This window comes from Bacillus sp. JJ675, assembly GCF_036963165.1.
Classification (GTDB): domain Bacteria; phylum Bacillota; class Bacilli; order Bacillales; family Bacillaceae; genus Bacillus; species Bacillus glycinifermentans.
On the sequence record NZ_JBALMR010000043.1, the window covers coordinates 41203 to 66116 of the forward strand.

28 protein-coding genes are annotated in these 24914 nt (G+C 44.7%); 7 read left to right on the plus strand and 21 right to left on the minus strand.

Annotation, left to right across the window (positions count from 1 at the left end; all coding sequences use genetic code 11):
• Positions 1-81 precede the first annotated feature (81 nt).
• Positions 82-690 carry a superoxide dismutase SodA gene (gene sodA / locus V7126_RS11840; protein WP_175077020.1) on the minus strand — a complete coding sequence of 203 codons (609 nt, stop codon included), beginning with the start codon at positions 688-690 and terminating at the stop codon, positions 82-84.
• A gap of 190 nt (positions 691-880) precedes the next feature.
• On the minus strand, positions 881-1366 hold the full coding sequence (locus tag V7126_RS11845) for a DUF456 domain-containing protein (protein ID WP_175077019.1): 486 nt from the start codon (positions 1364-1366) through the stop codon (positions 881-883).
• A 120-nt stretch (positions 1367-1486) separates the two neighbouring features.
• Here V7126_RS11845 and V7126_RS11850 point away from each other — a divergent pair, with 120 nt between their 5' ends.
• The 3 genes from V7126_RS11850 (at position 1487) to ispG (ending at position 3850) form a co-directional block, all read left to right on the plus strand.
• Entirely contained in the window at positions 1487-2239 is a 753-nt protein-coding gene (locus tag V7126_RS11850; protein ID WP_335497612.1) for a DUF1189 domain-containing protein, read from the plus strand.
• A 79-nt stretch (positions 2240-2318) separates the two neighbouring features.
• Positions 2319-2627, plus strand: a complete 309-nt coding sequence (locus V7126_RS11855) for a LysM peptidoglycan-binding domain-containing protein (RefSeq protein WP_046130002.1) — start codon at positions 2319-2321, stop codon at positions 2625-2627.
• Positions 2628-2731: 104 nt separating this feature from the next.
• Complete coding sequence (gene ispG, locus V7126_RS11860) at positions 2732-3850, plus strand: flavodoxin-dependent (E)-4-hydroxy-3-methylbut-2-enyl-diphosphate synthase (RefSeq protein ID WP_099047060.1); 1119 nt, start codon at positions 2732-2734, stop codon at positions 3848-3850.
• A 41-nt stretch (positions 3851-3891) separates the two neighbouring features.
• On the opposite strand, the gene V7126_RS11865 is transcribed toward ispG, so the two are convergent.
• The gene (locus V7126_RS11865; RefSeq protein WP_175077018.1) at positions 3892-4266 is read right to left on the minus strand and encodes a DUF4190 domain-containing protein; all 375 of its coding nucleotides are present in this window, start codon (positions 4264-4266) and stop codon (positions 3892-3894) included.
• A 138-nt stretch (positions 4267-4404) separates the two neighbouring features.
• On the opposite strand from V7126_RS11865, the gene V7126_RS11870 reads away from it, so the two are divergent.
• Positions 4405-4989, plus strand: coding sequence for a 5' nucleotidase, NT5C type (locus V7126_RS11870; RefSeq protein WP_046130005.1), 585 nt, complete (start codon positions 4405-4407; stop codon positions 4987-4989).
• 48 nt (positions 4990-5037) lie between these two features.
• On the opposite strand, the gene V7126_RS11875 is transcribed toward V7126_RS11870, so the two are convergent.
• The 4 genes from V7126_RS11875 to V7126_RS11890 all read right to left on the minus strand — a co-directional run bounded on the left by V7126_RS11875 (position 5038) and on the right by V7126_RS11890 (position 8107).
• The gene (locus V7126_RS11875) at positions 5038-5466 is read right to left on the minus strand and encodes a Fur family transcriptional regulator (protein ID WP_046130006.1); all 429 of its coding nucleotides are present in this window, start codon (positions 5464-5466) and stop codon (positions 5038-5040) included.
• A complete protein-coding gene (locus V7126_RS11880; RefSeq protein ID WP_046130007.1) occupies positions 5444-6304 on the minus strand; it encodes a metal ABC transporter permease in 861 nt (286 codons plus the stop codon). Before V7126_RS11880 ends, V7126_RS11875 begins: the two co-directional genes overlap by 23 nt.
• Positions 6298-7080, minus strand: coding sequence for a metal ABC transporter ATP-binding protein (locus V7126_RS11885; RefSeq protein ID WP_046130008.1), 783 nt, complete (start codon positions 7078-7080; stop codon positions 6298-6300). The genes V7126_RS11880 and V7126_RS11885 overlap by 7 nt, the downstream gene beginning before the upstream one ends.
• Before the next feature lie 145 nt (positions 7081-7225).
• The gene (locus V7126_RS11890) at positions 7226-8107 is read right to left on the minus strand and encodes a YitT family protein (RefSeq protein ID WP_046130009.1); all 882 of its coding nucleotides are present in this window, start codon (positions 8105-8107) and stop codon (positions 7226-7228) included.
• A gap of 131 nt (positions 8108-8238) precedes the next feature.
• Between V7126_RS11890 and V7126_RS11895 the strand changes: the two genes are divergently transcribed.
• Positions 8239-8499, plus strand: coding sequence for a DUF2624 domain-containing protein (locus V7126_RS11895; protein ID WP_046130045.1), 261 nt, complete (start codon positions 8239-8241; stop codon positions 8497-8499).
• 14 nt (positions 8500-8513) lie between these two features.
• Here V7126_RS11895 and V7126_RS11900 read toward each other — a convergent pair whose 3' ends face one another.
• A complete protein-coding gene (locus V7126_RS11900; RefSeq protein ID WP_046130010.1) occupies positions 8514-9407 on the minus strand; it encodes a deoxyribonuclease IV in 894 nt (297 codons plus the stop codon).
• Positions 9408-9418: 11 nt separating this feature from the next.
• Positions 9419-10738: a DEAD/DEAH box helicase gene (locus tag V7126_RS11905; protein ID WP_175077017.1), complete on the minus strand. Its 1320-nt coding sequence runs from the start codon at positions 10736-10738 to the stop codon at positions 9419-9421.
• A 256-nt stretch (positions 10739-10994) separates the two neighbouring features.
• Here V7126_RS11905 and vrrA point away from each other — a divergent pair, with 256 nt between their 5' ends.
• Positions 10995-11690, plus strand: a complete 696-nt coding sequence (gene vrrA / locus V7126_RS11910) for a VrrA/YqfQ family protein (RefSeq protein ID WP_175077016.1) — start codon at positions 10995-10997, stop codon at positions 11688-11690.
• 123 nt (positions 11691-11813) lie between these two features.
• A complete protein-coding gene (locus V7126_RS11915) occupies positions 11814-12758 on the plus strand; it encodes a 4-hydroxy-3-methylbut-2-enyl diphosphate reductase (RefSeq protein ID WP_046130013.1) in 945 nt (314 codons plus the stop codon).
• Between the two features lie 22 nt (positions 12759-12780).
• Here V7126_RS11915 and V7126_RS11920 read toward each other — a convergent pair whose 3' ends face one another.
• The 12 genes from V7126_RS11920 to V7126_RS11975 all read right to left on the minus strand — a co-directional run bounded on the left by V7126_RS11920 (position 12781) and on the right by V7126_RS11975 (position 24753).
• Complete coding sequence (locus V7126_RS11920; protein ID WP_175077015.1) at positions 12781-13902, minus strand: Nif3-like dinuclear metal center hexameric protein; 1122 nt, start codon at positions 13900-13902, stop codon at positions 12781-12783.
• Positions 13895-14602: a tRNA (adenine(22)-N(1))-methyltransferase gene (locus V7126_RS11925; protein WP_272901876.1), complete on the minus strand. Its 708-nt coding sequence runs from the start codon at positions 14600-14602 to the stop codon at positions 13895-13897. The genes V7126_RS11920 and V7126_RS11925 overlap by 8 nt, the downstream gene beginning before the upstream one ends.
• Positions 14603-14689: 87 nt before the next feature.
• A complete protein-coding gene (locus V7126_RS11930) occupies positions 14690-15415 on the minus strand; it encodes an endonuclease V (RefSeq protein ID WP_175077013.1) in 726 nt (241 codons plus the stop codon).
• A gap of 68 nt (positions 15416-15483) precedes the next feature.
• Positions 15484-15867 carry an immunity 50 family protein gene (locus V7126_RS11935; protein WP_175077012.1) on the minus strand — a complete coding sequence of 128 codons (384 nt, stop codon included), beginning with the start codon at positions 15865-15867 and terminating at the stop codon, positions 15484-15486.
• Between the two features lie 512 nt (positions 15868-16379).
• Positions 16380-17039 (minus strand): hypothetical protein, encoded by a 660-nt coding sequence (locus V7126_RS11940; protein WP_373688039.1) that lies wholly within the window; start codon positions 17037-17039, stop codon positions 16380-16382.
• 304 nt (positions 17040-17343) lie between these two features.
• Positions 17344-17838: a hypothetical protein gene (locus V7126_RS11945; protein WP_175077010.1), complete on the minus strand. Its 495-nt coding sequence runs from the start codon at positions 17836-17838 to the stop codon at positions 17344-17346.
• 784 nt (positions 17839-18622) lie between these two features.
• Entirely contained in the window at positions 18623-18982 is a 360-nt protein-coding gene (cccA, locus tag V7126_RS11950; RefSeq protein ID WP_046130021.1) for a cytochrome c550, read from the minus strand.
• Positions 18983-19340: 358 nt separating this feature from the next.
• A complete protein-coding gene (gene rpoD / locus V7126_RS11955; RefSeq protein ID WP_046130022.1) occupies positions 19341-20462 on the minus strand; it encodes an RNA polymerase sigma factor RpoD in 1122 nt (373 codons plus the stop codon).
• Between the two features lie 202 nt (positions 20463-20664).
• Positions 20665-22488, minus strand: a complete 1824-nt coding sequence (gene dnaG, locus V7126_RS11960; protein WP_175077009.1) for a DNA primase — start codon at positions 22486-22488, stop codon at positions 20665-20667.
• Positions 22489-22520: 32 nt separating this feature from the next.
• Positions 22521-23012, minus strand: a complete 492-nt coding sequence (locus V7126_RS11965) for a YaiI/YqxD family protein (protein ID WP_046130024.1) — start codon at positions 23010-23012, stop codon at positions 22521-22523.
• Between the two features lie 264 nt (positions 23013-23276).
• On the minus strand, positions 23277-24089 hold the full coding sequence (locus V7126_RS11970; protein ID WP_046130025.1) for a pyruvate, water dikinase regulatory protein: 813 nt from the start codon (positions 24087-24089) through the stop codon (positions 23277-23279).
• A 25-nt stretch (positions 24090-24114) separates the two neighbouring features.
• Positions 24115-24753, minus strand: a complete 639-nt coding sequence (locus V7126_RS11975; RefSeq protein ID WP_046130046.1) for a helix-turn-helix transcriptional regulator — start codon at positions 24751-24753, stop codon at positions 24115-24117.
• Positions 24754-24914 lie beyond the last annotated feature (161 nt).

The following is a 24914-nucleotide window of genomic DNA, read 5'->3' on the forward strand; positions in this document are numbered from 1 at the left end:
CACATCAAAAGTCAGTTATGTACCCGGAAAGGCAAAATAAAAAAGCCCGCTTTTTAGCGGGCCTTTCATCATTGTTTTAGATTATTTTGCTTCGCTGTAAAGGCGTGCCACTTCATCCCAATTCACAACGTTCCAGAATGCTTTGATGTAATCAGGACGGCGGTTTTGGTAGTTCAGGTAGTAAGCGTGCTCCCAAACGTCAAGTCCCAGAATTGGCGTTTTGCCTTCTGAAAGCGGGGAATCTTGGTTTGGCGTGCTTGTGATTTCAAGTTCGCCATTGTTGACAACAAGCCATGCCCAGCCGGAACCAAAGCGCCCTGCTGCAGCATTTGCGAATTGTTCTTTGAATTGATCAAAGCTGCCGAATTTTTTGTCGATCGCTTCAGCCAATTCGCCTGTAGGAGCGCCTCCGCTGTTTGGAGAAAGCAGCTTCCAGAAAAGCGAATGGTTGGCATGTCCGCCGCCGTTGTTGCGGACCGCAGTGCGGATGTCTTCAGGAACAGCATCAAGGTTTGAAACAAGCTCTTCAACAGATTTGCTTTCAAGATCTTGTTTGCCGGCCACCGCTTCGTTTAATTTTGTAACGTATGTGTTATGGTGCTTCGTATGGTGAATGTTCATCGTTTCTTTGTCGATGTGCGGTTCTAACGCATCGTAAGCATAAGGTAATTCTGGAAGTTTGTAAGCCATTATCGATTCCTCCTTAAAATTGTATGTACTTGAAATGCCGCCATTAGCAAGCCTTTCCTCTTTCAATGTATCAAAAGAAAAGGCGTGTTTCAATGGTAATGCTCACAAAATGATCACAATTTGCATTTCGGGCGGACATATAAACTTTAACCGTTCCCTCTTCGTTTTAAACATCTTTCAGACATTTTTTTCAATGCAGAACGGTATATAAAAAATACCCGATCATCATCAACTGAATCACGCTTTTCGCCAAAGCGCCCGTTAAAAAGCCGATCAGCGAGCCGGTTCCTATTTTGAGAGCGGTCTTGATGTCCTTTTTATGGACGAGCATCTCTCCTAAGAGCGCCCCGATAAACGGCCCGAGGATAATGCCCGCCACCGGTATCACGAAGGGGCCGATTAACAGGCCGGCTGTGCTTCCCCACACTGCCGCCCTGCTCCCGCCGAAGCGCTTGACCCCAAGAAGGTTTGCGACGTAATCGGCCGCAAACAGAGCAGCTGTAAATACCCCTTCAACAATCCAAAACATATATGAATAATGTGCGAACGTAAAAAAGAATCCGTACAGAACAAAACCGGCGATTATAAACACGACGCTCGGAATGATCGGAAAGACCAAACCCGCAAAAGCGATCACAAACATTGCAGCCACAATGATCCAGTATAAAATGTCCAATCGTTTCCCCCCAATCCTTGTCATGCTTTTTATTATACCTTAGCGTAAGTTCCTTGTATTCACTCTTTCCTGACGATACAATAATGCAGATACACTATAGAAATGGGAAGTGAAAACCGAATGAATATCTTTCAGCTATTTTTTAAAAGCACATATTCCCCTCCGGCAATTGCCAAAACGCGATTTCAAGGAGTAGGAAAAGCTATTTTTTTCGTCTTTTTGCTCAGCATTCTCGCCGCTCTTCCAAACCTTTACCATATCTCGAGCGGAGTCGTGCAAACGATGAACAGCTTTCAGTCTGCGGTAAAAGAATTTCCCGCTTTCTCGATTAAAGACGGATCATTACATACAGATGCAAAAAAACCTGTCGAATCACAGTCATTCGGGTTTGTCATTGTCCTTGATCCGACAGGCGCCTATGGATCAAAACAGATACAAGAGAAGCGCAATTCGGTCGGCATTCTTAAAGACAAGCTTGTCATCGCAATAGACGGACAAGCCCAGGAAATGCCGTACAAGATGCTCCCCGAAGAAATGACAAAACAGGACATCCTGTCTCTCGTTGAACAAAATAAAGCCGTGATCGTCCCCGTATTGTGCGTGCTTTTGTTTCTGTCGACGGCTGCAGGTAAATTTATTAACATCAGCGTCCTTGCCGTTATCGGCCTGTTCATCCGCAACAGCCTGAGGAAAAAGCTATCCTATAAACAGCTTTGGGTGATGTCGGCATATTCCATCACGCTGGCCACTGTATTCTTTATCATTATGGACAGCCTTCAGGCCGTCGTGCCGAGCCAGGAATTGCTGTACTGGTTTGTCAATTTTGTGATGCTTTTCCTTGCCGTGAAAGAAACGCCGGCTAAGCAAAACTGAAAGTGAAATAATTTGTAGTCATGCCGAACATCGAACAAGCGTAACATAGTAAAAAACGATTGAAATGGGGACAAGTCCAATGAAGCGTCTCACCGTACTTCTTTCTATTTTACTGAGCTTGTTCATCGTTTATTATGACTTGAAATCGGGCACGATTCCACAGAATGCAATGCCTGTTTCTACTTCAGCGGCACACGCTGCATCTGGCGGTATCGAATACAAAACCGTCACCGTGAAACCCGGTGATACCGTCTTTTCAATCATCGGACAAACCGGCGTTCCCGCCGATCAGATGACAGAAGACTTCGAAACGCTGAATCCGAATGTAAAAGCGGGAAGCATTCAAGCCGGTGTTACGTATAAGTTCCCGGTCTACCGGGAGGATTAAGCGTTAATTTCTTGTCAGTTTCATGAACGTGCTGTTACAATAGGATTTGTAAACGATATGGTATAAGAAAGAGCAGCGCCTCTAGAATTATACTTAAGGAGCGAATCAAAGTGAGTGAAATCACACATCGTACAAAAACGCGCCCTGTTAAAGTAGGGCCTTTAACAATAGGCGGCAACAACGAAGTCGTGATTCAAAGCATGACAACGACAAAAACACACGATGTCGAAGCAACGGTTGCCGAAATCAAGCGGCTTGAAGAAGCCGGCTGTCAAATCGTCCGCGTTGCCTGCCCGGATGAACGGGCTGCAGACGCCATTCCTGAGATCAAAAAAAGGATATCCATCCCGCTCGTCGTGGATATTCATTTCAACTATAAACTGGCCTTGAAAGCGATTGAAGGCGGGGCCGATAAAATCCGCATCAATCCCGGAAATATCGGGCGCCGCGAAAAAGTCGAAGCAGTCGTCAACGCCGCAAAGGAAAAAGGGATTCCGATCCGAATCGGCGTCAACGCAGGTTCTCTTGAAAAACGAATCCTTGAGAAATACGGTTATCCGACAGCGGACGGCATGGTCGAAAGCGCCCTCCATCATATCAAGATTCTTGAGGATCTCGATTTCCACGACATCATCGTCAGCATGAAGGCATCAGATGTCAACCTTGCCATTGAAGCCTATGAAAAAGCGGCAAAAGCCTTTGACTATCCGCTTCATCTCGGAATCACCGAATCCGGAACATTGTTTGCCGGCACGGTGAAAAGCGCAGCGGGTCTTGGCGCGATCCTTTCAAAAGGAATCGGAAACACCCTCCGCGTTTCCTTGAGCGCTGATCCGGTTGAAGAAGTCAAAGTCGCAAGGGAACTGCTGAAATCATTTGGACTCGCTGCAAATGCGGCCACACTGATTTCCTGCCCGACATGCGGACGGATCGAAATCGACTTGATCTCGATCGCAAACGAAGTCGAAGAATACATCGCCAAAATCAAGGCCCCGATTAAAGTAGCCGTTCTCGGCTGCGCTGTAAACGGTCCCGGTGAAGCCCGGGAGGCGGATATCGGCATTGCAGGCGCCCGCGGCGAAGGCCTTCTTTTCCGGAAAGGCGAAATCGTCCGCAAAGTTCCGGAAGAAACGATGGTCGAAGAACTGAAAAAAGAAATCGACAAACTGGCGGAAGAGCATTATGCCAAACAAGCCGCCGAAAAGGAAAAATTAAACACGTAACCATCAAAAAAAGCTTGACGGATATCCGTCAAGCTTTTGTATTAGAAAAACGGGGCTACAAATATGCCGAGCACTAGCGAAACGGCACCGATCCCCATCGCCCAAGCTCCCAAGCCAGCTGCTCCTTGTCTTCTGGCAATATAGCCGACAATGATTCCTGCGATTCCCAACAGAACAGGAAGCATAAACAAAGAAATAATCGACAGAGCTAACGCGATATATCCGGTAATCCTTCCGCCGGCGGCATCTGCATCTCGATCCCTTGCGCCATTATCGCTTTTTTCTGTGCGATACGGCTGCGGGGCAACTTCTGTTGCCGTTTCTTCTAAAAAGTCATCACGATCCAAATTTGCATCGACTAGGTTACTGTCATAACGATCACGGTTATGATCATTGACATTTTGTCCTCTTTCCATTCGTTATCCCCCCTCTTAGAGTCCATAAAGGAGCATTTATAGTTTAAGCATTTTAGACTGATTCATGTTTGCTAAACTTTACTGTAAATGTTAAAAGTTTATGATACACTGAAGGAATGGAGAATAAGGAGTGTGGACATGTTACATTTAGGAATCGATATTGACGGTACGATTACGGCTCAAGACACATTTGTTCCCTATTTAAACGAGGCGTTCAGCCTGTCCATTACGCTGGAAGATATAAAGGAATATGACTTGACAAAACTTTTGAATATATCTGGTGAGGAATTTTGGGAATGGATGAACGAAAACGAGCCGCGCATTTATAGAGAAGCATCGCTTGCGGAGTACGCCAAACAGACCCTTGATGAATTAAAAGATCACTGCAGGCTGATCTATATTACGGCAAGAAGACACCATTTGAAGGATATTACGTTCGATTGGTTTCGCAAAAACGGCGTTCATTACGACGATATTGAGCTAGTCGGCGGCCATAATAAGCTGGAAGCTGTTTTGAAACACGGAGTGGATGTTTTCTTTGAAGACCATCACGGGAACGCAACTATGATTGCAAAAGAAGCCAATATACCGGTCCTTTTGTTCAACACCCCGTACAATCAGCTTCCGACCGACTCCAACATCGTCAGAGTCAACAGCTGGCTGGAAGCTGCGGACTGGCTGAAAAACAACCGGAAAGCCCTCGAAACGGCCAAAGGCATATAAGATGCTCATCATAAAAAAACCGGCATAAACGTGTATGCCGGTTTTTTCTTATACTTCCGCGCTTTTTTCCTCACAGCCGGGACATGTGCCGTAAATTTCAAACTTATGCCCGCTGATCTGATAACCGTCAAGATTGTCTGTAAGCTTTTCCATCGGACACAATTCGATTTCCTTTGTTTTTCCGCAGGCCATGCAAATGAAGTGATGGTGGTGATGGGCGGAAGAACATTTAAAACGGAACATCTTCTCCCCTGAAAGCTCGGTCGTTTCCAAAATGCCGAGCTCCTCAAATAGGGACAGATTTCTGTAAATCGTATCAAAGCTCAGGCCCGGATAATCATCGTTTAAAGCGGAAAGCACGTTTTTCGCCGTTAAATATTTATCAGAATCACTGAAAAGCTGAAGCATATCCTCCCTTTTGCTTGTGTATTTATAGCCTTTTTCCTTTAATAGATCAAGCGCTTCCTGTACGTTCACGGCGAATCCCCCTTTTGATTTTGTTGTAGCTGATACACAATATCAGTATGAGAATGGACAGCAGCACGATCGTTCCCCCCGGGGCGAGATCCAATTGATAAGCAAGGATAAGTCCGAGAATGACGGACAGTTCCCCGAACAAAACAGAAAAGAAGATCGCCTGTTTAAATCCTTTTGCAATGCGCATGCTGGCCGCGACGGGAAGCGTCATCAGCGCGGAAACGAGCAATGTGCCGACGATTCTCATCGAAGCGGCAATCACGAGCGCGACGATCAGGATAAAGATAAAATGAATCCATTTGGCTGAAATTCCCGACGCTTTGGCATGCTCTTCATCAAACGAAAGCAAAAACAGCTCTTTAAAAAGAGAAAAAATGACGATCAGAACGGCGGCAGAAATTCCGATGATCACGAGAAGATCCTCTCTTGACACCGCGCTGACGCTGCCGAATAAATAGCTGAACAAATCTGTGTTAAATCCGTCCGCAAGCGAAATGAAAATAACGGAAATACCGATGCCTCCCGACATGATAATCGGAATCGCAAGCTCCTGGTAATGTTTATATACCGTCCTGAGTTTCTCGATGATTAAAGAGCCTGTAACTGAGAACAGCATCCCGAAATAAATCGGACTGACGCCGGCAAGCATCGTAAACCGGCTTCCTAAATAAAGGCTTGCCGCAATCCCTGCCAACGAAACGTGGCTGAGGGCGTCGGCAATCAAAGACAGCCGTCTGACGACGATAAACACCCCGAGCAAAGGAGCGATAAGGCCGATTAATAAACCGGAAATAAATGCGTTTTGCAAAAACTCATAATGAAAAAAAGGTGTCAGCATGTTTCTTGTCCTCCATGGTGATGGTGATCGTGGCTGAGTGCCTGGACATCGTGCCCGTAAAATTGCGAAAGGTCCCGATCTGTCACCTGTTCAAATTCGTTTGCATTGCCATGAAAATGAAGATGTTTATTCATGCAGGCAACATGTGTAACTTTATCGGAAACGGTGCCTACATCATGGGTGACGAGAATCAATGTAATTCCTTTCTCCCTGTTCAGCTTCTCAAGCAGGCGATAAAAGCTTTCAACCGTCAGCTGATCAACCCCGACCGTCGGCTCATCGAGAATCAAAAGCTTAGGCTCGCTTACAAGGGCTCTTGCGATAAACGTTCTCTGCTGCTGTCCCCCTGATAGCTCGCCGATGTTCTTGCCTTTAAGGGAACCGATTCCAACAGCGTCAATCGCCTCATCCACTTTTTTTCTATCCTCTTTTGACATTCGTTTAAACAGGCCGAGCTTGGCGGTTAAACCGCTTGCCACCACTTCGTACACCGAAGCGGGAAAGCCGGTGTTAAAGCTGTTTGCCTTTTGTGAGACAAATCCGATCTGGTTCCAGTCCTTAAACTTTTTCTGGGGGACGCCGAACAGTTTCAGTTCTCCTTTTTGCGGTTTAATGAGCCCGAGAATGCATTTGAGCAATGTCGTTTTTCCCGAGCCGTTCGGACCGACCAAGCCGAGAAACGTCCCTTCCTCAATGGTTAAATTGATATCTTCTATCACATTTCGATGATCATAAGAATATGATACATGTTTCATCTCGATAATCGGTTGTTTCAATTTTCGTTCACCTTCACATTCTCCAGAATCATTACGATTTAGCAAACAAAAAGAAAATGGCAGCCTAATGCAGCAAACCATTTTCATCGTTTGACCAGTTCATTTTTAAATTATACATATAATCTTTAAAAAAGTAAATGAAAGCCTAATGAATGGCGTTTTTAAACTTTCCGCCTCTTGTTTCGTGCGTATCCATAATCGTAATAAACGCGTTTCTGTCGATTTCAAATACGATTGACTTCAGCTTTGTGACTTCAAGCCTTGTCACCACGGCATAGATCACTTCCGTATCTTCATCCGAATAGCCGCCTTTTCCTTTCAGCTTTGTCGTTCCCCTGCCAAGACGGTGCAAAAGGGCGTCGGAAATCTCCTCGTACTGATCTGACACAATGATGACCGCTTTCGTTTCGTCAAGCCCCTGAATGACGGCATCGATCGTCTTCATCGCGATGTAGTACGTCATAACCGAATACATCGCCTGCTCAAGGCCGAATATGAAAGCGGCCCACGCAAAAATAAAAACGTTGACGAACATGACGAATTCGCCTACTGAAAACGGGAGTTTTTTTGTGAACAAAATCCCCAGTATTTCCGTTCCATCCATAGAACCGCCGTTACGAATAACAAGCCCTACGCCGAATCCGAGCAAAAGCCCTCCGAAAACGGCTGCCAAAATGGGCTGAGTCGTAACCCCTTCTACATGATGCAACATCGTTTCAATTACTGATAAGCTGACAATCCCGATGATCGTGGAGATAAGAAACGTTTTTCCGATGTGCTTGTAGCCGGAAATCATAAACGGGATGTTGAGAACCACGACGAACAGCGCAAAGTTCAAATAAGGGTTGTCCTTGAAAATGTGATCCAAAATAAGCGAAATTCCGATGATGCCCCCGTCGATGATGTTGTTTGGTACTAAAAATAATTCAATGCTTAAGGCTGCACAGGCAGCACCGATGAGAATCATGATGATCCGAAACGACAGGCGGACCAATGATTCCTTTTTATGTTGTTTTTTTGTTGCCATGCTGTCTCTCCTTTTTATCTGAACTGGCCAAATCTACTCCTTTTACTATCATATCATTTAACAGCGTGAAATAAAAAAATGACACATTTTTAATTTTCCGCCATACATTATTTCAGAAGGGAGGAATGGGCGTGATTTTATTTCAGAAAATCGTATTGCAGCGCTTAAATCAGGTAACTGCCGATGAGGTGCTCAAATACGCAAAACAGTACGGAATACATGTGACTAGAAAGCAAGCGCTCGAAGTGGAAAAGCTCGTAAACGGAAAAAACATTAACATTTTTAATGAAAAAGAACGGAACAAACTGCTCAGCCAAGTGGAAGCCGTAACTTCAAAAGAAGCCGTTCAGCTGCTCAACCAGCTGTTTGAACAGTATGTATCAAGGGGCTAAAAAAGCCCCTTGTATTATTGCTGTTTGATTTTCTCCAACAGTTCAGCATCAAATTGTTTGTTTCTGAGCATTTCGATTTCAAAGCGGTATGGCGGCTTTTTGTTCTTCTTATCTTCCCCGACATAAGGCGTCTCAAGGATTTTCGGTATGTCCTGAAGCTGATCGTGGTGGACGATATATTGAAGCGCATCAAAGCCGATTTCTCCAAAGCCGATGTTTTCGTGGCGGTCTTTTCTTGCTCCTTTGACATTTTTGCTGTCGTTGATGTGGAGCACTTTTAAACGGTCGATTCCGACGATTTTGTCAAATTCATTTAATACACCGTCAAAATCAGAGACGACATCATAACCTGCATCATGGGTATGGCACGTATCAAAGCAGACCGACAAATGCTCGTTATGTGTGACGCCATCAATGATCTGAGCGAGCTCTTCAAATGTCCGTCCGCATTCAGATCCTTTGCCTGCCATCGTTTCCAGAGCGATCTGGACATCCTGGCCGGGATCGATGACTTCGTTCAGCCCCTCGATGATTTTTTTTATGCCTGTTTCCGCCCCGGCTCCGACGTGTGCCCCCGGGTGAAGAACGATCTGCTTGGCTCCGATGGCTGCCGTCCTTTCGATTTCAGAACGGAGAAAATCGACGCCGAGCTCAAATGTCGCCGGATTCGTCGTGTTGGCAATATTGATGATATACGGCGCATGAACGACAATATCGCTGATTCCGTGCTCTTCCATGTGAGCCCGGCCCGCTTCAATATTCAAATCCTCGATTTTTTTCCTGCGTGTGTTTTGCGGAGCGCCCGTGTAAATCATAAACGTATTGGCGCCGTATGAGCTTGCTTCCTGGCTGGCCGCAAGCAGCATATGCTTTCCGCTCATTGAGACGTGAGAACCGATTTTCAACAAAGCTGTTTCCCCTACTTTCCTTTTCTAAATTGCTTTCTCTTTTGCTGTCTTTTGATTTTATTGATTTCCGTCTTCATTTTTTTCTTGTAGCCCGGCTTGACTTTTTTCGGTTTTCTGACAAGCCGCTTGGCGATTTCATCCGTTTCATCCGGAGTGCGCTTGCGGTTTTGCCGGCGCTTTCTGTCATCAATCTTTTTCCACTCGCCTTTTTCAAGCCTCATGTTTTCAAAAATAATCCCCATCTGTTCAAGCCTTGCGAGCGCATCTTCATCAGAAGTATCATAAAACGTCATGGCCGTTCCCGATGTGCCGGCGCGCGCCGTCCGGCCGACACGGTGCACGTAAAAATCGAGATCTTCCGGCAGCTCATAGTTGATGACATGGCTGACGCCTTTTATATCGATGCCTCTTGCGGCCAAGTCTGTAGCGATGATATAGGTGAATTCAAGATCGCCGATCTGCTTCATCACTTTTTTGCGCTCCCTCGGTGTCAGACCGCCGTGAAGAAGCCCGACTTTCATTCCCTTGTCGGCAAGAAATGCGGCGATTTCGTCAGCCGTCGTCTTCGTATTGGCAAAAACGATCGCCAAATACGGATTTAAATGAGTCATAACCTCTAATAAAAGCTGATTTTTATCCCTGTGCCTCGACGGAATCAGGATGTGCTCTATTTTTTCCGCCGTGATATGCCGCGGTTCGACGTGCGCATACTTCGGATTTTCCATATACTTTTTCAGAAAAGGCTTCAGCTTTTCCGGGATCGTCGCGGAAAACACGAGCATCTGCAGGTTCTCAGGCATATTGGAGCCGATAAAATCGACGTCTTCCAAAAACCCCATATCGAGCATTAAATCGGCCTCATCAATGACGAGCGCATCCGCTTTATGGACGTCAAGCGCCTGTTCCCTGATCAAATCGGCGATTCTGCCTGGCGTTCCGACAACAAGGTGGAGCTGCGTTTTTAATTTATCGATTGATTTTTGCTTATCCGTACCGCCGATAAAACATTTTGAGCGAATCCCATCATCCGGTCCCGAAAACTTGGTGATTTTCAACACTTCCTGATGAATCTGGTTCGCGAGCTCCCTTGTCGGCGCCGTAATCACGGCTTGAACAAATGTTTTGTCAGGATCGATCCGGCTTAGGATCGGCAGCAGATATGCATGGGTCTTCCCCGTCCCCGTCTGAGACTGCCCGATGGCACTCTCTCCTTTCAGCGCTGAAGGGATCAGCCTTTTTTGAATATCAGTCGGCTCGTAAAATCCCAATTGGTGAACAGCCTCTATGATAAACGGCTTTAAATCGTACATGTCAAATTTCGTTTGCTTCATTTTCCCAACTCCTTCTTGGAAAGCGCCTATTTATAGCGTCCCAAGCTTTATCCTATATGGCTGAATTGTGCGCTTATGTATCCTTTTTTATGCCGTGCGGCTCAAAAAAAGGCTGGTATCATGTCCATCATTAAATTATAACTGATCCTGCGGAAAAAAACCATCATCACAGACGGAATCGGGCACGGGGGCAAAAGCACTTTATGAAGGACCTGCATATCCTACTTTAGAGAAGGATGTGAAAGGAGGTACAAATATGTTTCCACAACAGCCTATGAGAAGGCCTCCGGGGCTGCAGAGACCGAGCAGGCTGCTCACTCCCAGAAACATGGGCATGAGAACGGGGCCGGCCGCCGGGCAGCAGCAAGGACTCCAGCAGCTTTTTAATCCGATGGGCACAGCCCAGCAGGCCGGAGCACGCGGAGGAGGAATACAAGGATTTCTTTCCAGGTTTCTTCCCGGAGGACCAGCCGCTTCGGGGGGCACCGGAGCAGGACTCGGCGGAAGCGGAGCAGGAGCGGGACTTGGCGGAACGGGGAGCGGACTCGGCGGGCTCCAAGGACTTGCAACCCCGGCTTCTATCTCAAACATGCTCGGCAATGTGCAAAAAGTGCTTGGCGTGGCTCAGCAAGTGACGCCGATGATTCAGCAATACGGCCCCCTCGTACGCAACCTGCCGGGCATGGTCAAAATGTTCAGACAGCTGAACTCTGCCGACGATGAAACAAGCGAAAGCGAAGAAGAGCAAGAAACCGAATCACCGGAATCGTCCGAATCTGAAAAAAGCGGTGAAACTGGCAAAGCCGCGGAACAAAGCAAGAACTCTTCCAAACCGGAAAAATCGAAAAAACCGGAAAAATCAAAAGCGGAAAGGAGCGGTCAAAAATCCAGCCGGCCTGAATCCCCAAAAAGAACAAATGAAGGAGCATCAATCCCGAAACTGTATATATAACATTCTTTGATATCTCCTAAAGGATCGGATATAATGGGGTCTATAGAGACTGTGAGAATATAAGCCGTTTTTGCGGCTTTTTATCATGTCCGGCTCTTACTTCTTTTTAGGAGGACTACTAGAATGAACGTTATTAAAATTTCTCCGCGCGGCTACTGCTACGGTGTCGTTGACGCCATGGTGATCGCCAAAAACGCGGCTCTTGATAAAAGCCTGCCAAGACCCATCTATATTTTGGGAATGATTGTTCACAATAAACACGTAACAGACGCTTTTGAGAAAGAAGGCATCTATACTCTGGACGGTCCGAACCGGCTTGAGATTTTAAATAAGGTCGACAAGGGAACCGTTATATTCACCGCCCACGGCGTATCGCCCGAAGTCCGAAGAGCGGCTGAGGAGAAAGGACTTGTTGCTATTGATGCGACCTGTCCCGATGTGACGAAAACCCATGATTTAATCAGGGAAATGAAAGCGAAAGGCTACCATGTCATCTATATTGGCAAAAAGGGCCATCCTGAACCGGAGGGCGCCGTCGGCGTTGCGCCCGATATCGTTCACCTTGTCGAAACCGAAGAAGACGTCGAGCGCCTGACTGTTGATGCAGACAAATTGATCGTCACAAACCAGACAACCATGTCACAATGGGATGTCCACGACATTATGGAAAAAGTGAAAGAGAAATATCCTCATGTCGAATTCCACCAAGAAATTTGCCTGGCGACCCAGGTTCGGCAGGAAGCGGTCTCTGAACAAGCGAAAAAAGCCGATTTGACCATCGTCGTCGGCGATCCAAAAAGCAACAATTCGAACCGTCTTGCACAGGTCTCTGAGGAAATCGCCGGCACGAAAGCATACCGGATCGGAGACTTAAGCGAATTAAAGCTGGAATGGCTTGAAGGAGTGGATACGGTGGCCGTGACGGCGGGGGCGTCAACGCCGACGCCGATTACTAAAGAAGTCATCCGCTTTTTAGAGCAATTTGATCATAATGATCCGTCCACATGGAAAACCAGTCATGAAGTCCCGCTGCAAAAAATATTGCCGAAAGTAAAGTCAAAAACCTGAGGCCATCTGCCTCAGGTTTTTCTTATAGAAAGACAAACGGATTAGTATCGGTTTCTGAAGGGAAAATGCGGACCTCGTATTTTTTCTCTGCACACATTTCCGAAAGCTTTTGGGCGACGCCTTGTTTCATAATGTGTTCGGCGTAATGCCCTGGATCTACGACATTCAGGCCGAGCGCCATCGCATCGTGTGCGGTATGGAAATAAAGGTCTCCTGTTACATATACATCGGCACCCATCCGTTTTGCGGCGTAAATATACTTGTTTCCGTCACCGCCGAGCACGGCTACTTTTTTCACTTTGGAATCGGGTTTTCCCACCATCCGCGCTCCATTCGCATGAAGCCTTTCCTTTACATGGCGCGCAAAATCAGCAAGCGTCATTTCCTCTCTCAGAGTGCCGATCCGCCCGAGCCCTTTTTGCAGCGGATTTTGTTCGACCGGGTAAATGTCGTAGGCGACTTCTTCATACGGATGAGCCTTCTTCATCGCCGTTAATACGGCCTTTTCAAGGCTTGACGGGTAGACCGTCTCAATCCTGGCCTCTTCAACCCGTTCAAGCTTTCCGGATTGGCCGATAAACGGGTTTGCTTCTTCAAGCGGACGGAAGCTGCCGACTCCTTCTGAGGAAAAAGCGCAATGGCTGTACGCCCCGATATGGCCGGCTCCCGCATTCCCAAGAGCCGTCCTGACTTGTTCTTCATAATCTTTCGGCACATAAACGGCAAGCTTTTTAAGCGGCTCTTCATACGTCGGAACAAGCACCTTTGTATCCTCAAGACCAAGAGCTTCTGCCAGCATGTCATTGACACCCCCGTCAGCCACGTCGAGGTTCGTATGGGCCGCATAAACGGCAATGTCATGTTTCATGCATTTTTCAATCAGTCTTCCGCCCGGCTGATCTGTCACGATATTCTGCAGCGGCCGAAAGACCGGAGGGTGATGTGCAATGATTAAATCTACGTTTTTCGCAATCGCTTCATCCACAGTTTCTTCAAGTACGTCAAGGGTTACCATGATGTTTTTGACGTTTTTATTAAGCGTCCCGATCTGCAGGCCGATTTTATCTCCTTCAACGGCCAAAGACTTCGGGGAAAACTGTTCAAACAGTTGAATCATTTCTTGACCGTTCACCAACTTACCCACGTTCTATAACCTCCTTTAAAATCTCAATCCGCTCTGACAGCTCATGCAATTTTTGCTGATTTTCCATGCTTGGGGCAGCGCCTTTAATTTGTTGATGAATGTTTTTCAGATGTTCAAGCTCTTGGGACCATTTTTTTATAAAAACGGCGCTTTTTTCTTTAGCCAAAAATGGACCTACAAGCAAGCCGGCCTCAAAAGAAATGTCTTCGTATGCCGCATCCTTATCGCCGATTTCGGCTGCAAGAATCTCATAGTATTTCCCGTCTTCTTCTAGGATGTCTTCGCTTATAAGCGCATAGCCTTCTTTATGCAGCCATTCTCTAATATGGTAAGCGTGAATATTCGGCTGCAAAATCAAACGTTCCCTGCCCGTCAGCTTTTCCTTTCCCGACTCCAGAATGTGAGCAATGAGCGATCCCCCCATTCCGGCTATCGCAATCGCATCTGCTTCGCCTTTTTGAATAACTTCAAGCCCGTCCCCTTTCCGCACCGAAATAAGCGAACTTAAATTTAATTTCTCAACCTGCTGTTTCGCAGAAAGAAAAGGTCCATCCGTAATTTCACCGGCGATCGCAGCGCTTGCCAGATCATTCAGCACACAATAGCAGGGAAGATAAGCATGGTCAGATCCTATATCCGCCATCACCGCCCCTTTTGGTATGTATTCCGCTACAGTCTGCAGCCTTTTTGATAACTTCATTTCATTCACAATCATCACAACTTTTCTGATTCATTTTTCCTTTACTATCATATAAAAAAACGGGTTGGTTTCCAAGCCGGTGCGAATTTACTCAGCAAGTTTTTTATTTTCCCGATAATATTTTCTTAAAGCGTGTGTCTCAAGATCAGCCAGCCGAACGGGAATCGGCAGTCTGCTTTCTTGATTGACCAGGCTCATCGCAATTTGATAACTGCTTTCTAAATCAATGAAGTTTCCGCATGATAAAAAAACGGGTTTCACGCCTTGCCTCGTCCGCAAAGCCCGCCCGTAAACCTCACCGTCAATCACGATGTCTGTATAAGCGCCGGCTCTATCGTCAGGCATCTCAAAGCCGGTTTGTTTGATTCTCAAGTAAGTCTTCGCAATACCGACAGTTGGTTTATTCAAAAAAAACGATGCGTGTGTCGCAATCCCCATATGGTTATGATGCAAATAACCGTTTCCGTCAAATAAAAAAACATCAGGTTCAGCCGTTAGCTTTTTTGCCGCTTCAATGATAAGAGGCAGCTCCCTGAACGCAAGAAATCCCGGAACATACGGCACATTGATTTTCCCCACGCTATGAACTTTTTCAATGATATTCTTGCTGTTGACATCCAACACTACTATACTGCAGACACCGACTGATTCGCCACCTTCTTCCCAATAAGCTAAATCGACACCTGCGCAGGTTTTTAAAGAATCGGCGGTTATCGATTTTGTTAACTGAATTTGGCTTTTAAGCTCCATTTGCAAAGTTAAAAAAGCATCTTCATTATTCAGGTGAAAATCGTGGATATTGTTTACTTGCATGTTTTAAACCGAACTCCCTTATCTAATTTATCCGATCAGGACATCACAAAGCAAAGACTCTCATATATTTATGTATCTAATAATCCGGGAGAGATCCTGTCAATTCTTTCCCATTCAAAAATACATTCAATCTGCATTTGATTAAGACATTTAATTTTTAATGAATTTGCAGTCTCATCTATTTCAAATTGATTGATTATATTGTCCGTACCAATATCTTTTATGTTTAAATGACGCACGCCTATAAAGGACATGTCAATATAGATTACATCCCACTTATCCCACCGTTTTGGTTTATTCTCAACTTTCTCTTCTGTCATAAGTCTAATCAATAAACAAGGACCGTCTCTTCTAAGTTCCACACTCATTAATTCTGAACCGGTGAATTCAGGCATATCCCCAAATATGTTGGTCATTGCCTGGGGATTCATGAATTTTGCTTGGCTGATCATATTGTAAATTCCACGTTTTTCATTTCCTTTCACACTATTTCTTGTGCACGTCAGTAATGTAATCATTGGGAGAATATTGATATGGGGTACTTTGACTTAAAAATGATTAAATGACTTTTAATTTTCAGCCTCGAAATATAAAGAACGTTGTCCCCATTTTATCGATATATTTACGAGTGTATGTAAACGGTCTTCTTTCTCAGATATATGTAATATGTCTATGTTCATGATGTCGGATTGGGTATCGTCATCACATGTCGGTCAACTTCCAGCTGCTGAACAAGCTTTTGCACTTTCCTTCTGTCACTTTTGCCTTCTTTTTTAAAAAAACATTCATTCTTCTCCTACTAAATGCATCGTGCAAAATTTTTCCTTCCCATCATCAGTTTGTCATGCCAATGACGGGCTGTAAGGCCGAACATATACAGCTTTATCTACGTATACATCGTCTTCAGGTTGACCTTTTGGCCGGTGTTTCGGTTCAGCGGGAATCCGACGAAATTTCAGCTTAGTTAAGCATATTTTTGTTCAGCTGCGTTTTGAAGAATTGCTTCTATTTGGGACACTAATTTTTCCGGTCTTCTCGTATCCATATCTTCTAACGGGTTTTCCCAGTCTAGATTCTTAATTAAGAGCACATAAAAAGTGCCTGAAGGTTCAATATCTTCATACCAGCCAACATCTAAAATCAAGCGGCTCTCTTTATGTTCTAACTGTAATAATGATGATGTAAAGTTAAACCAGTCATCACTGTCCTCCTCCAACTGATCGGGATCGATATCAATTAGTTTATTATAAGAGACGGTCCATCCTTGAGGGATTCTCAGACGTAAATAGTCAAGAGGACCTTCAAAAATCAAAATGTTCCCTCCAAATGCCGCTGCTTCTATTTTCCAAATGATCCGTTCCAATTCGTTTACCAGCTGCCGGCGCTCTTCAACATTGATGGTATCCTTCAGTTCCCCATGGTCGTCGCAAATATGTATAAGATATTCATCTTCTCCTTTAATGATGTTTACCACAGCGTTATATCTTTGTTTTACCAATTCTATCAATTTGGTATTTGGTTTAACTTTATCTTGTGAGACGGTTAAATCATTATATTTAACGAACCAGCCGCTTGGTATATTTATAGGTTCTAAAGATGTAATGGAATTAAGCAAATCGATCACTCCTTATTTGTTATTCGTCCCTTGAATCATTTTGTACAAATAACGGCTGATCCGTGACCATGATATAATCCATAAGTTCACCGCTCACCCCCGTTATTGTTTTTTCTTGTTAAAGTTAAAGGCAAATACTGTGTTTGTGTTTTGCTCCCTGTGCAATTTCTCTAGCCTCTCGGTAATGACCGGGAAATAAATGTACCGGCTATTCCTGGGAATGAAAGGGGGTTAACCTTTGCAAAAAGGAGCACGCTTCCTTGCGTTTACGTTGTAAAAGATGCCGACCGAATATTTTATTTGCCAAAACGGTTTATGACACTTCATCAAATTTATACGCTACAATTTTCCCCTCTGGATAATCACCACTCCAACCGCAAGGGAAAGCACCAAACTGATATATTTCAAATATTTTTTCAAAAAAGGAATTGGTTTTTCCATGTATCGCTCTATTTATGGCACAATTATGAAGATCAGCGACAACATCATCATAAAACATGCCATATTCAAACGAGCTTTTTCTTACATTATCAGCAATTATATCTAATAATTCTTCCAATCCTTTAGGTTTTTCACTTTCTGACATTGAATAATAAACATCCCAAACTTCACTCATTTCTAATTCTCTAATATCTTTCCAATTATATTCATCCTCACCCACTGTTGCTTCAAACGCTAAATGTTCAGCCGTTTTAAAATCTTTAATAAGAACAATATCATTGAAAACAGCTTCAGAACGCTCAACTTGGAAACTTTTCGAGAATTGAATAACTTCTTCAACTGGGATATTAAATACACTTTGACTCATTATTTATAATACCACCTTTCCCAAAGTTCTTTGTCAACGCCGCATCTCTTTTCCAAATTGTTTTGAAGGGATCCCAATCAAGCTCAACATATAATACCTATAAACTAAAGAATCAATCATGAGGTGGCCGGTGGCTGACGACGACTGTTCGGCATAGACTCGGACTTTCGTTGGGACCTGAAAGGATTTTGTTTTCTTCTTGTGTAATCGCCGTTTTTGGCGATTTGGCGAGCGGGATGCGTTTGTCAGCTGTTTTGCCGCTCTTCGGATTTGAGCGATTCATCCAGCTCATTAACGGCGTTGATGGTGTCCTGCCAGTTTTTTTTGAGCTTTAGACATATTATCAATATAATCGTCAAGCGTCCAATTTACAAAGTTAACGATATCGCTGATGCTCCAGGTGCAATATTGTTCTTTCTCAATTTTCCTTTTTGCCTCTTTTATACATCATTCAAATTTTGGTTAATCGTGCTGTTACTGTAATCCAATGTGCATGCACGACTCATATGCTTCACCCAAAAAAGACGCAATATACAGACGAATCCCCACTCCCTGCAATATCCCCTTCTATCCAAAAGTAAAATGAACCTGCTTTTTCACCCGATCCTCCTGAAGAAAGCTGAATCGGATAACAGATCTTTTAGCAATTGAAATTTCGTGGCTTCCGAGTATCGGGTGTTCGAATGCTTTGAATCCATAAAAAAAGATTCNNGAATCTTTTTTTATGGATTTTGGCATATACTGCCCATTTCATATTATGGCCTAAACAGCCGTCGGAAAACGGCTACTTGATCTCGGAAACCCATTTCGCCATATCATCCAGCTTTTCAGCAGGAACAAGTCCGGCAGGCATTCCGTTTCCGCCTTTTTCAATCTTTTCTTTAATTTGTCCTTGATCAAGGTGGTCTCCGACTCCTTTTAATTTCGGACCTGATACGCCTTCATAGTTTTCGCCGTGGCACGTCACGCAGTTCGCCTTGTAGATCTCTTCCGGCGATGCATCCGCTTTGTTTTCCTCAGCGGTTTTATTCCCTTCTCCGGCAATCTCTTTTGCATCGTAATTACCCTTTATCGATAAAATCACAACAAGACCTATGCCCAAAATGGCGATCACTAAAAATGGAATCAATGGATTGCGGTTCATTTTACATCCCCCTTTTTCATTTACCCCTGCCCCTATGTAAACAATTCTAATTCTACTTTAATTTTACAAAAAGTAAACCGGTTTTGAAACAAAAGCCAATGAAGTTCACATTTTAGACAAATGATCGATGAAGACCGGATGTTTTATTTCATAAGTTGAAAATCAAATTTTGAATGCGGTTTCAACAACAATTATAAAGGGCTTTTCCTAGAACCTCAAGGTTATAATGGCTGAAAAACAATTTTTGACGATTTGCAAAATCGAAAAAAATTAAGTAAAATATAATCGAGTTTACCAATAATAGCGCTTTCATAACTTTAAAAGCCAAAAAAGAACGGATCCGGCGGACCCGTTCATCTTACTCGAGAAAATCTTTCAGACGTTTGCTTCTGCTTGGATGTCTCAATTTACGAAGTGCTTTGGCTTCTATTTGACGAATTCGTTCTCTTGTTACCCCAAATACCTTACCAACTTCTTCTAACGTTCTAGTCCGTCCGTCATCAAGACCGAAACGAAGGCGCAATACGTTTTCTTCGCGGTCTGTCAGCGTATCAAGCACGTCTTCAAGCTGTTCTTTCAACAGTTCATATGCCGCATGATCTGACGGAGAAGTCGCTTCCTGGTCTTCGATGAAATCGCCGAGGTGTGAATCATCCTCTTCTCCTATCGGAGTTTCAAGGGAAACCGGCTCCTGGGCAATCTTAAGAATTTCGCGGACTTTTTCAGGTGTCAAGTCCATATCTTCTGCAATTTCTTCAGGAGTTGGCTCCCGGCCGAGATCCTGAAGGAGCTGCCTTTGAACGCGGATCAGTTTGTTGATGGTTTCCACCATATGAACAGGAATCCTGATCGTTCTCGCCTGGTCGGCTATTGCTCTTGTAATCGCCTGTCTGATCCACCAAGTAGCGTATGTGCTGAATTTGTATCCTTTGCGGTAGTCAAACTTTTCAACAGCCTTCATCAGACCCATGTTTCCTTCCTGGATCAGGTCTAAGAAAAGCATGCCGCGGCCGACGTACCGTTTTGCGATGCTGACAACAAGCCGCAAGTTTGCTTCGGCAAGGCGCCGCTTGGAATCTTCGTCGCCTTCTTCAATCTTTTTGGCATATTCGATTTCTTCTTTTGCAGACAGGAGATTAACCCGTCCGATCTCTTTTAAGTACATCCGGACAGGGTCGTTTATCTTAACGCCCGGGGGCACGCTTAAATCATTCAGATCAAACTCTTCTTCAGCTTTAGCCAGCTGTTGAATATTAGGATCCTCATTTTCTTCGTTTTCGCTAATTAATTCAACGCCCTGCTCTCCTAAAAATTCATAATACTCATCCATTTGGTCTGATTCGATATCGAAACTGGACATGCGCTCTGCAATTTCTTCATATGTGAGCACACCGCGTTTTTTTCCGGCCTCTGTTAATTGGTCCCTTACCTGTTCAAACGTGAATTCAGTTTCGGTCTCGTGTGCTTGTTTATCAGCCATTCATGGATCCCTCCTTCCAAAACTTACAGACGAATTCTAAAAGCGTCCCGCTTTATTTGTTCCTATTTCACGCTTTTAAGCCTTATATCTGTCTAGAGCTTAACGGGAAAGCAAATCATAAATTGACAAAATATGTGATTAGGACAAGCATTTGCTCCTCCGTAAGGATTCATTGCCAAATGCTCTCCTATTATATAACGATTTATTTTAGCGAACGGTTTAACTTAATAATTTCCTGAGCTAAAGTCGCCGCTTTAATAAAATCCTTTTGCCTTTCGGCTTCCGTCCTTGCAACTTCTTTTTCTTTTATCATTGACCAATTTCGGTAATTCAACACTTTTTTTACGTAATCAGATAATTCCGTTTCGCTGAGCTCCTCGTTTATCTGAAGCATTAAAATATCCGTAAGAAGCTGGCCCAGCTCCTGATCATCAATTCTTTTAAAGAGCTGCTGGATGGAAATGTCGGCTCCTTCTTCATACATGGCATACAAATAAGCCGCTATCGCCCTGTGCTGATCAAGGTTAAACTCAAAACCGACGCGGTCCAAAACCTTTCGGATGACGTCCCGGTCGCGAATCATGTGGGCGATCAGCATTCGCTCGGCGTTTTCATGAGCCGGTCGAAGCCCCGTTTTTTTTCGCGGAGGCCGCGGGACTGAAGTGCGGCGTTCCTGCAATTCGTTACGGCCGCCGTCCCTTTTTCTGCCGGCGGACTCTTTTTCAAAAACGGAAAGCTGCTCTTTCAGCGAATCGAGTGAGAGCGCAAACTCATTTGCCAGCTGCTTGATATAGATCTCCTGCTCAAGAGGCCCGCTGAGCTGGCTGACTTCCTTTAATACATCGTTGATGTAGGCTAAACGGTCACCTTCATCAGACAGATTTTTTCCCTTGCGGAAATAGTGCATTTTAAACGTCATGATCGTGACGCTGGACCCTATTACATCCTGTTTGAATTTTTCGCCGCCGAATTTTTTGATGTAGTCATCGGGATCCAGGCCGTCGGGAATCATCGCAACCTTGACGGTACAGCCCCGCTTTTGAAGCATGTCGGCCGCTTTCAGCGTGGCCTCGTATCCGGCCTGATCCGAATCATAGCAAAGGATGACCTCTCCGACATTACGCCTGATGACCTTTGCATGCTCTTCCGTAAGGGCTGTTCCCATCGTCGCAATCGCTTCTTTCACGCCTGAACCGACGGCTGATATGACATCGGCAAAGCCTTCAAAAAGGACGGCCCTTTCTTCTTTCCGAATGTGAAGCCGCGCCTGGTGAAAATGGTACAGCAGCTTGCTTTTGCGGAAAATCGGGGTTTCGGGACTGTTCATATATTTCGGATGCTCTCCGGTGAACGTCCGTCCCGAAAATGCGACCGTTGTTCCGTGGTGATCATGAATCGGGAACATAATCCGATTCCGGAAGCGGTCAAAATAGCCGTCTCCGTTTTCACGCCTGATGATCAGGCCTGCTTTTTCCATCAAGCCGGCTTCAAAGCCTCTTCGCTCCAAAAATTTCGTTATGAAATCCCATGAATCAAGAGCGCATCCGATTTCAAACCGCTCGATCTCTTCCATCGTCATGCCTCTCTCGAGCAAATAATCGAGCGCTTTTTGGCCTTCTTTTGTATTGACCAGCAAATGATGATAAAATTTCTTTAACAGCTCATGAGCTTCCGCCATCTTCTGTTCATCTGAATTGCCCGCGCTGTATGAGGAAACGGCTGTTACATGCTCAGGCATATCAATATGATATTTGTCCGCCAAATGAGTCACTGCTTCACTAAATGAATAACCTTCGATTTGTCTTAAAAATGAAAAGACATTTCCTCCCGCTCCGCATCCAAAACAGTGGAAGATCTGTTTTTCTCCTGAAACGGAAAAAGATGGCGTATTCTCGCCGTGAAATGGACAGAGCCCAAAATAATTACGCCCCTGTTTTCTTAACTGGACGTACTCTCCAATCACTTCAACGATATCAGCCGATTTTTGAACTTGTTCTACGATTTCATCCGGTATACGATTGCCCATGTTCCAACACTCCGTCGTACATAATTCGCTGCTTAGTACGTAAATCCTTCAATTTTCGACAAGATTTTTTGCAGCTCTCTGACAAATCGCTCCCTGTCTTCTTTGACAAGCTTTTTCGGGCCTTTTGTGTAGCGTCCGCTCCTTCTCAGTTTTTGAGAAATGTGACGGCGGCAAAGCGCGAGATCGATGGACTTCTCCTCGAAACGAAATCCTCTCTCTGACAGCACAAAGACCTTTTTGCCAAGCAAGAGTGATGCGAGCCCGATATCCTGTGTAATGACCAAATCACCTGCGCGAACATGATTGGCAATGTACAGATCCGCCGCTTCTTTGTGCGGATCGACGTACTTCCAATTCTCTCCTTCTTCCCTTGTGACTTGATAATGTTCGAATGAAGCCACGAACACAACATCCACTTCGTAATCGGATGCCACTTTCAGCACCTCGTCTTTTACCGGGCATGCGTCTGCATCGACAAAAATCGTCCTTTTGTTTTCAAGAAGACTAATTCTCCATCCCTCCATCAAACTCCTGCTATAAATACGGGCAAAATCACACAGGTTTCAAAATAATCGATCTATAAAGAATTTGTCGAAAGTTTTTTTCTTGAAATTCTTGACACGATACCCATAATAGTTTATTCGTTCTGTACTAAGCTTAAACCTAAAATTAATCATTTTATCACAATTTTTTATTATAATACAAATGGGTCAAAGATGCTATCATTTTCACTTTTCCCAAAACGCCCAAAGCAAAAACCCAGGATGGGGTGTCCTGAGTTTTTATGTTTAGACCCTTTTTGTCATCATGTTATGGATAATGTTAGCCGTTTCTTCTACCGCTTTATTCGATACGTCCACGACGTTGCAGCCGATGCGGTTCACGACTTTTTCAAAGAATTCGAGTTCTTCCTTAATGCGGTTGATATTGGCATATATCGCTTTGTCATTGAGGCCCAGGGATTTTAGGCGCTCTTTCCGGATATGGTTCAGCTTATCAGGGCTGATTTTCAAGCCGATGCATTTCGCCGGATCGACGGTAAAGAGCTCTTCCGGAGGATCGACTTCCGGAACGATCGGCACGTTTGCCACCTTCAGGCGCTTGTGAGCCAAATATTGTGATAATGGGGTTTTAGACGTCCTCGATACGCCGATTAAGACGATATCCGCTTTTAATATCCCCCGCGGGTCCCTGCCGTCGTCGTACTTCACGGCAAATTCGATCGCTTCCACCTTTTTGAAGTAATCTTCATCAAGCTGGCGGACGCGCCCCGGTTCATATTTGGCGCTAAAGCCGTATACGGACTCCATTTTCTCGATCAGCGGGCCGATGATATCGTAGTAGACTACGTTTCTTTTTTCAGCTTCAGCAATCAAGAATTCGCGGATTTCCGGCACAACGAGCGTAAAGCAGATGATGCCGCCGTCGGCTTCTGCCAGCGAAATGACTTCCTTAATCGTTCCGCGGTCTTCCACATATGGAATCCGCCTGATATTGGTATGCTCAGATGAACCGTTGAATTGACTGACCGCCGCCTTAACAACCAGCTCGGCGGTCTCGCCGACAGAGTCGGATACAACATAAATCGTCCGATTATTCATGATATCCCCCCATTGGTTTTTCACTCTACATGATTTCATTTTCAGATAAGCCGACAAGGATTTTTGTCATGTTTGTCTTCGTGATTCTTCCCACTACTTCAAAGCCCTTTTCCGTATCTTTTACAACGGGCAATGCGTCAATTTGTTTTTCAATGAGCGTTTTGGCGACGTCCAAAATGAAATCTTCGCGCCTGCATATCGTAATGTTAGGCATTCTTGTCATAATGATATGGACGGGTATAGAAGGGAGCTCCTGTTTGCCGATGCTTGCCCTGAGCAAATCTTTGCGTGAAAGTACACCGACTAAGATGGCGTTATCATCAACAACAAAAAGCGTTCCTACGTCTTCTAAGAACATCGTACAGATCGCATCATAGACGGAAACATTTTCGTGAATCACCACCGGAATCGACTGAAAGTCTTTCACCTGCAGCTTTTTCAGCTTATCAGCCAAAAGCTGGGTGCCTGTCTTGCCCGTATAAAAATAACCGACCCTCGGCCGCGCTTCTAAAAAACCGGACATCGTTAATATCGCCAAATCCGGCCTGAGGGTAGCCCTTGTCAAATTCAGCTTTTCGGCTATATGCTCCCCGGTTATCGGGCCGTTCTCCTTGACAATCTGCAAAATATGCTCCTGACGTTTATTTAGTTCGATCGTACTCACCACCTTTAAGCTGAAGCTCACGATTCGTTCAATATGTATAAACAGTCGATAACATATTATAACGCATAAAGGCGCAAAAATAACAGCAATTACATTTGAACTCTATGAAAAAGGCAGTATTATTTTGACAAATACGAAAAAATTTTGGCAAAAAGACGGCT

Coding starts and splice junctions, on each gene's coding strand:
- V7126_RS11925 (WP_272901876.1), bottom strand. CDS start 14,602: ATGAAGTTATCAAAAAGGCTGCAGACTGTAGCGGAATACATACCAAAA.
- rpoD (WP_046130022.1), bottom strand. CDS start 20,462: ATGGCTGATAAACAAGCACACGAGACCGAAACTGAATTCACGTTTGAA.
- V7126_RS11945 (WP_175077010.1), bottom strand. CDS start 17,838: ATGAGTCAAAGTGTATTTAATATCCCAGTTGAAGAAGTTATTCAATTC.
- V7126_RS11970 (WP_046130025.1), bottom strand. CDS start 24,089: ATGAATAATCGGACGATTTATGTTGTATCCGACTCTGTCGGCGAGACC.
- V7126_RS11915 (WP_046130013.1), top strand. CDS start 11,814: ATGAACGTTATTAAAATTTCTCCGCGCGGCTACTGCTACGGTGTCGTT.
- V7126_RS11850 (WP_335497612.1), top strand. CDS start 1,487: ATGAATATCTTTCAGCTATTTTTTAAAAGCACATATTCCCCTCCGGCA.
- V7126_RS11865 (WP_175077018.1), bottom strand. CDS start 4,266: ATGGAAAGAGGACAAAATGTCAATGATCATAACCGTGATCGTTATGAC.
- V7126_RS11965 (WP_046130024.1), bottom strand. CDS start 23,012: ATGGAGGGATGGAGAATTAGTCTTCTTGAAAACAAAAGGACGATTTTT.
- vrrA (WP_175077016.1), top strand. CDS start 10,995: ATGTTTCCACAACAGCCTATGAGAAGGCCTCCGGGGCTGCAGAGACCG.
- sodA (WP_175077020.1), bottom strand. CDS start 690: ATGGCTTACAAACTTCCAGAATTACCTTATGCTTACGATGCGTTAGAA.
- V7126_RS11930 (WP_175077013.1), bottom strand. CDS start 15,415: ATGCAAGTAAACAATATCCACGATTTTCACCTGAATAATGAAGATGCT.
- V7126_RS11855 (WP_046130002.1), top strand. CDS start 2,319: ATGAAGCGTCTCACCGTACTTCTTTCTATTTTACTGAGCTTGTTCATC.
- V7126_RS11880 (WP_046130007.1), bottom strand. CDS start 6,304: ATGCTGACACCTTTTTTTCATTATGAGTTTTTGCAAAACGCATTTATT.
- V7126_RS11870 (WP_046130005.1), top strand. CDS start 4,405: ATGTTACATTTAGGAATCGATATTGACGGTACGATTACGGCTCAAGAC.
- V7126_RS11890 (WP_046130009.1), bottom strand. CDS start 8,107: ATGGCAACAAAAAAACAACATAAAAAGGAATCATTGGTCCGCCTGTCG.
- V7126_RS11935 (WP_175077012.1), bottom strand. CDS start 15,867: ATGATCAGCCAAGCAAAATTCATGAATCCCCAGGCAATGACCAACATA.
- dnaG (WP_175077009.1), bottom strand. CDS start 22,488: ATGGGCAATCGTATACCGGATGAAATCGTAGAACAAGTTCAAAAATCG.
- V7126_RS11905 (WP_175077017.1), bottom strand. CDS start 10,738: ATGAAGCAAACGAAATTTGACATGTACGATTTAAAGCCGTTTATCATA.
- cccA (WP_046130021.1), bottom strand. CDS start 18,982: ATGAACCGCAATCCATTGATTCCATTTTTAGTGATCGCCATTTTGGGC.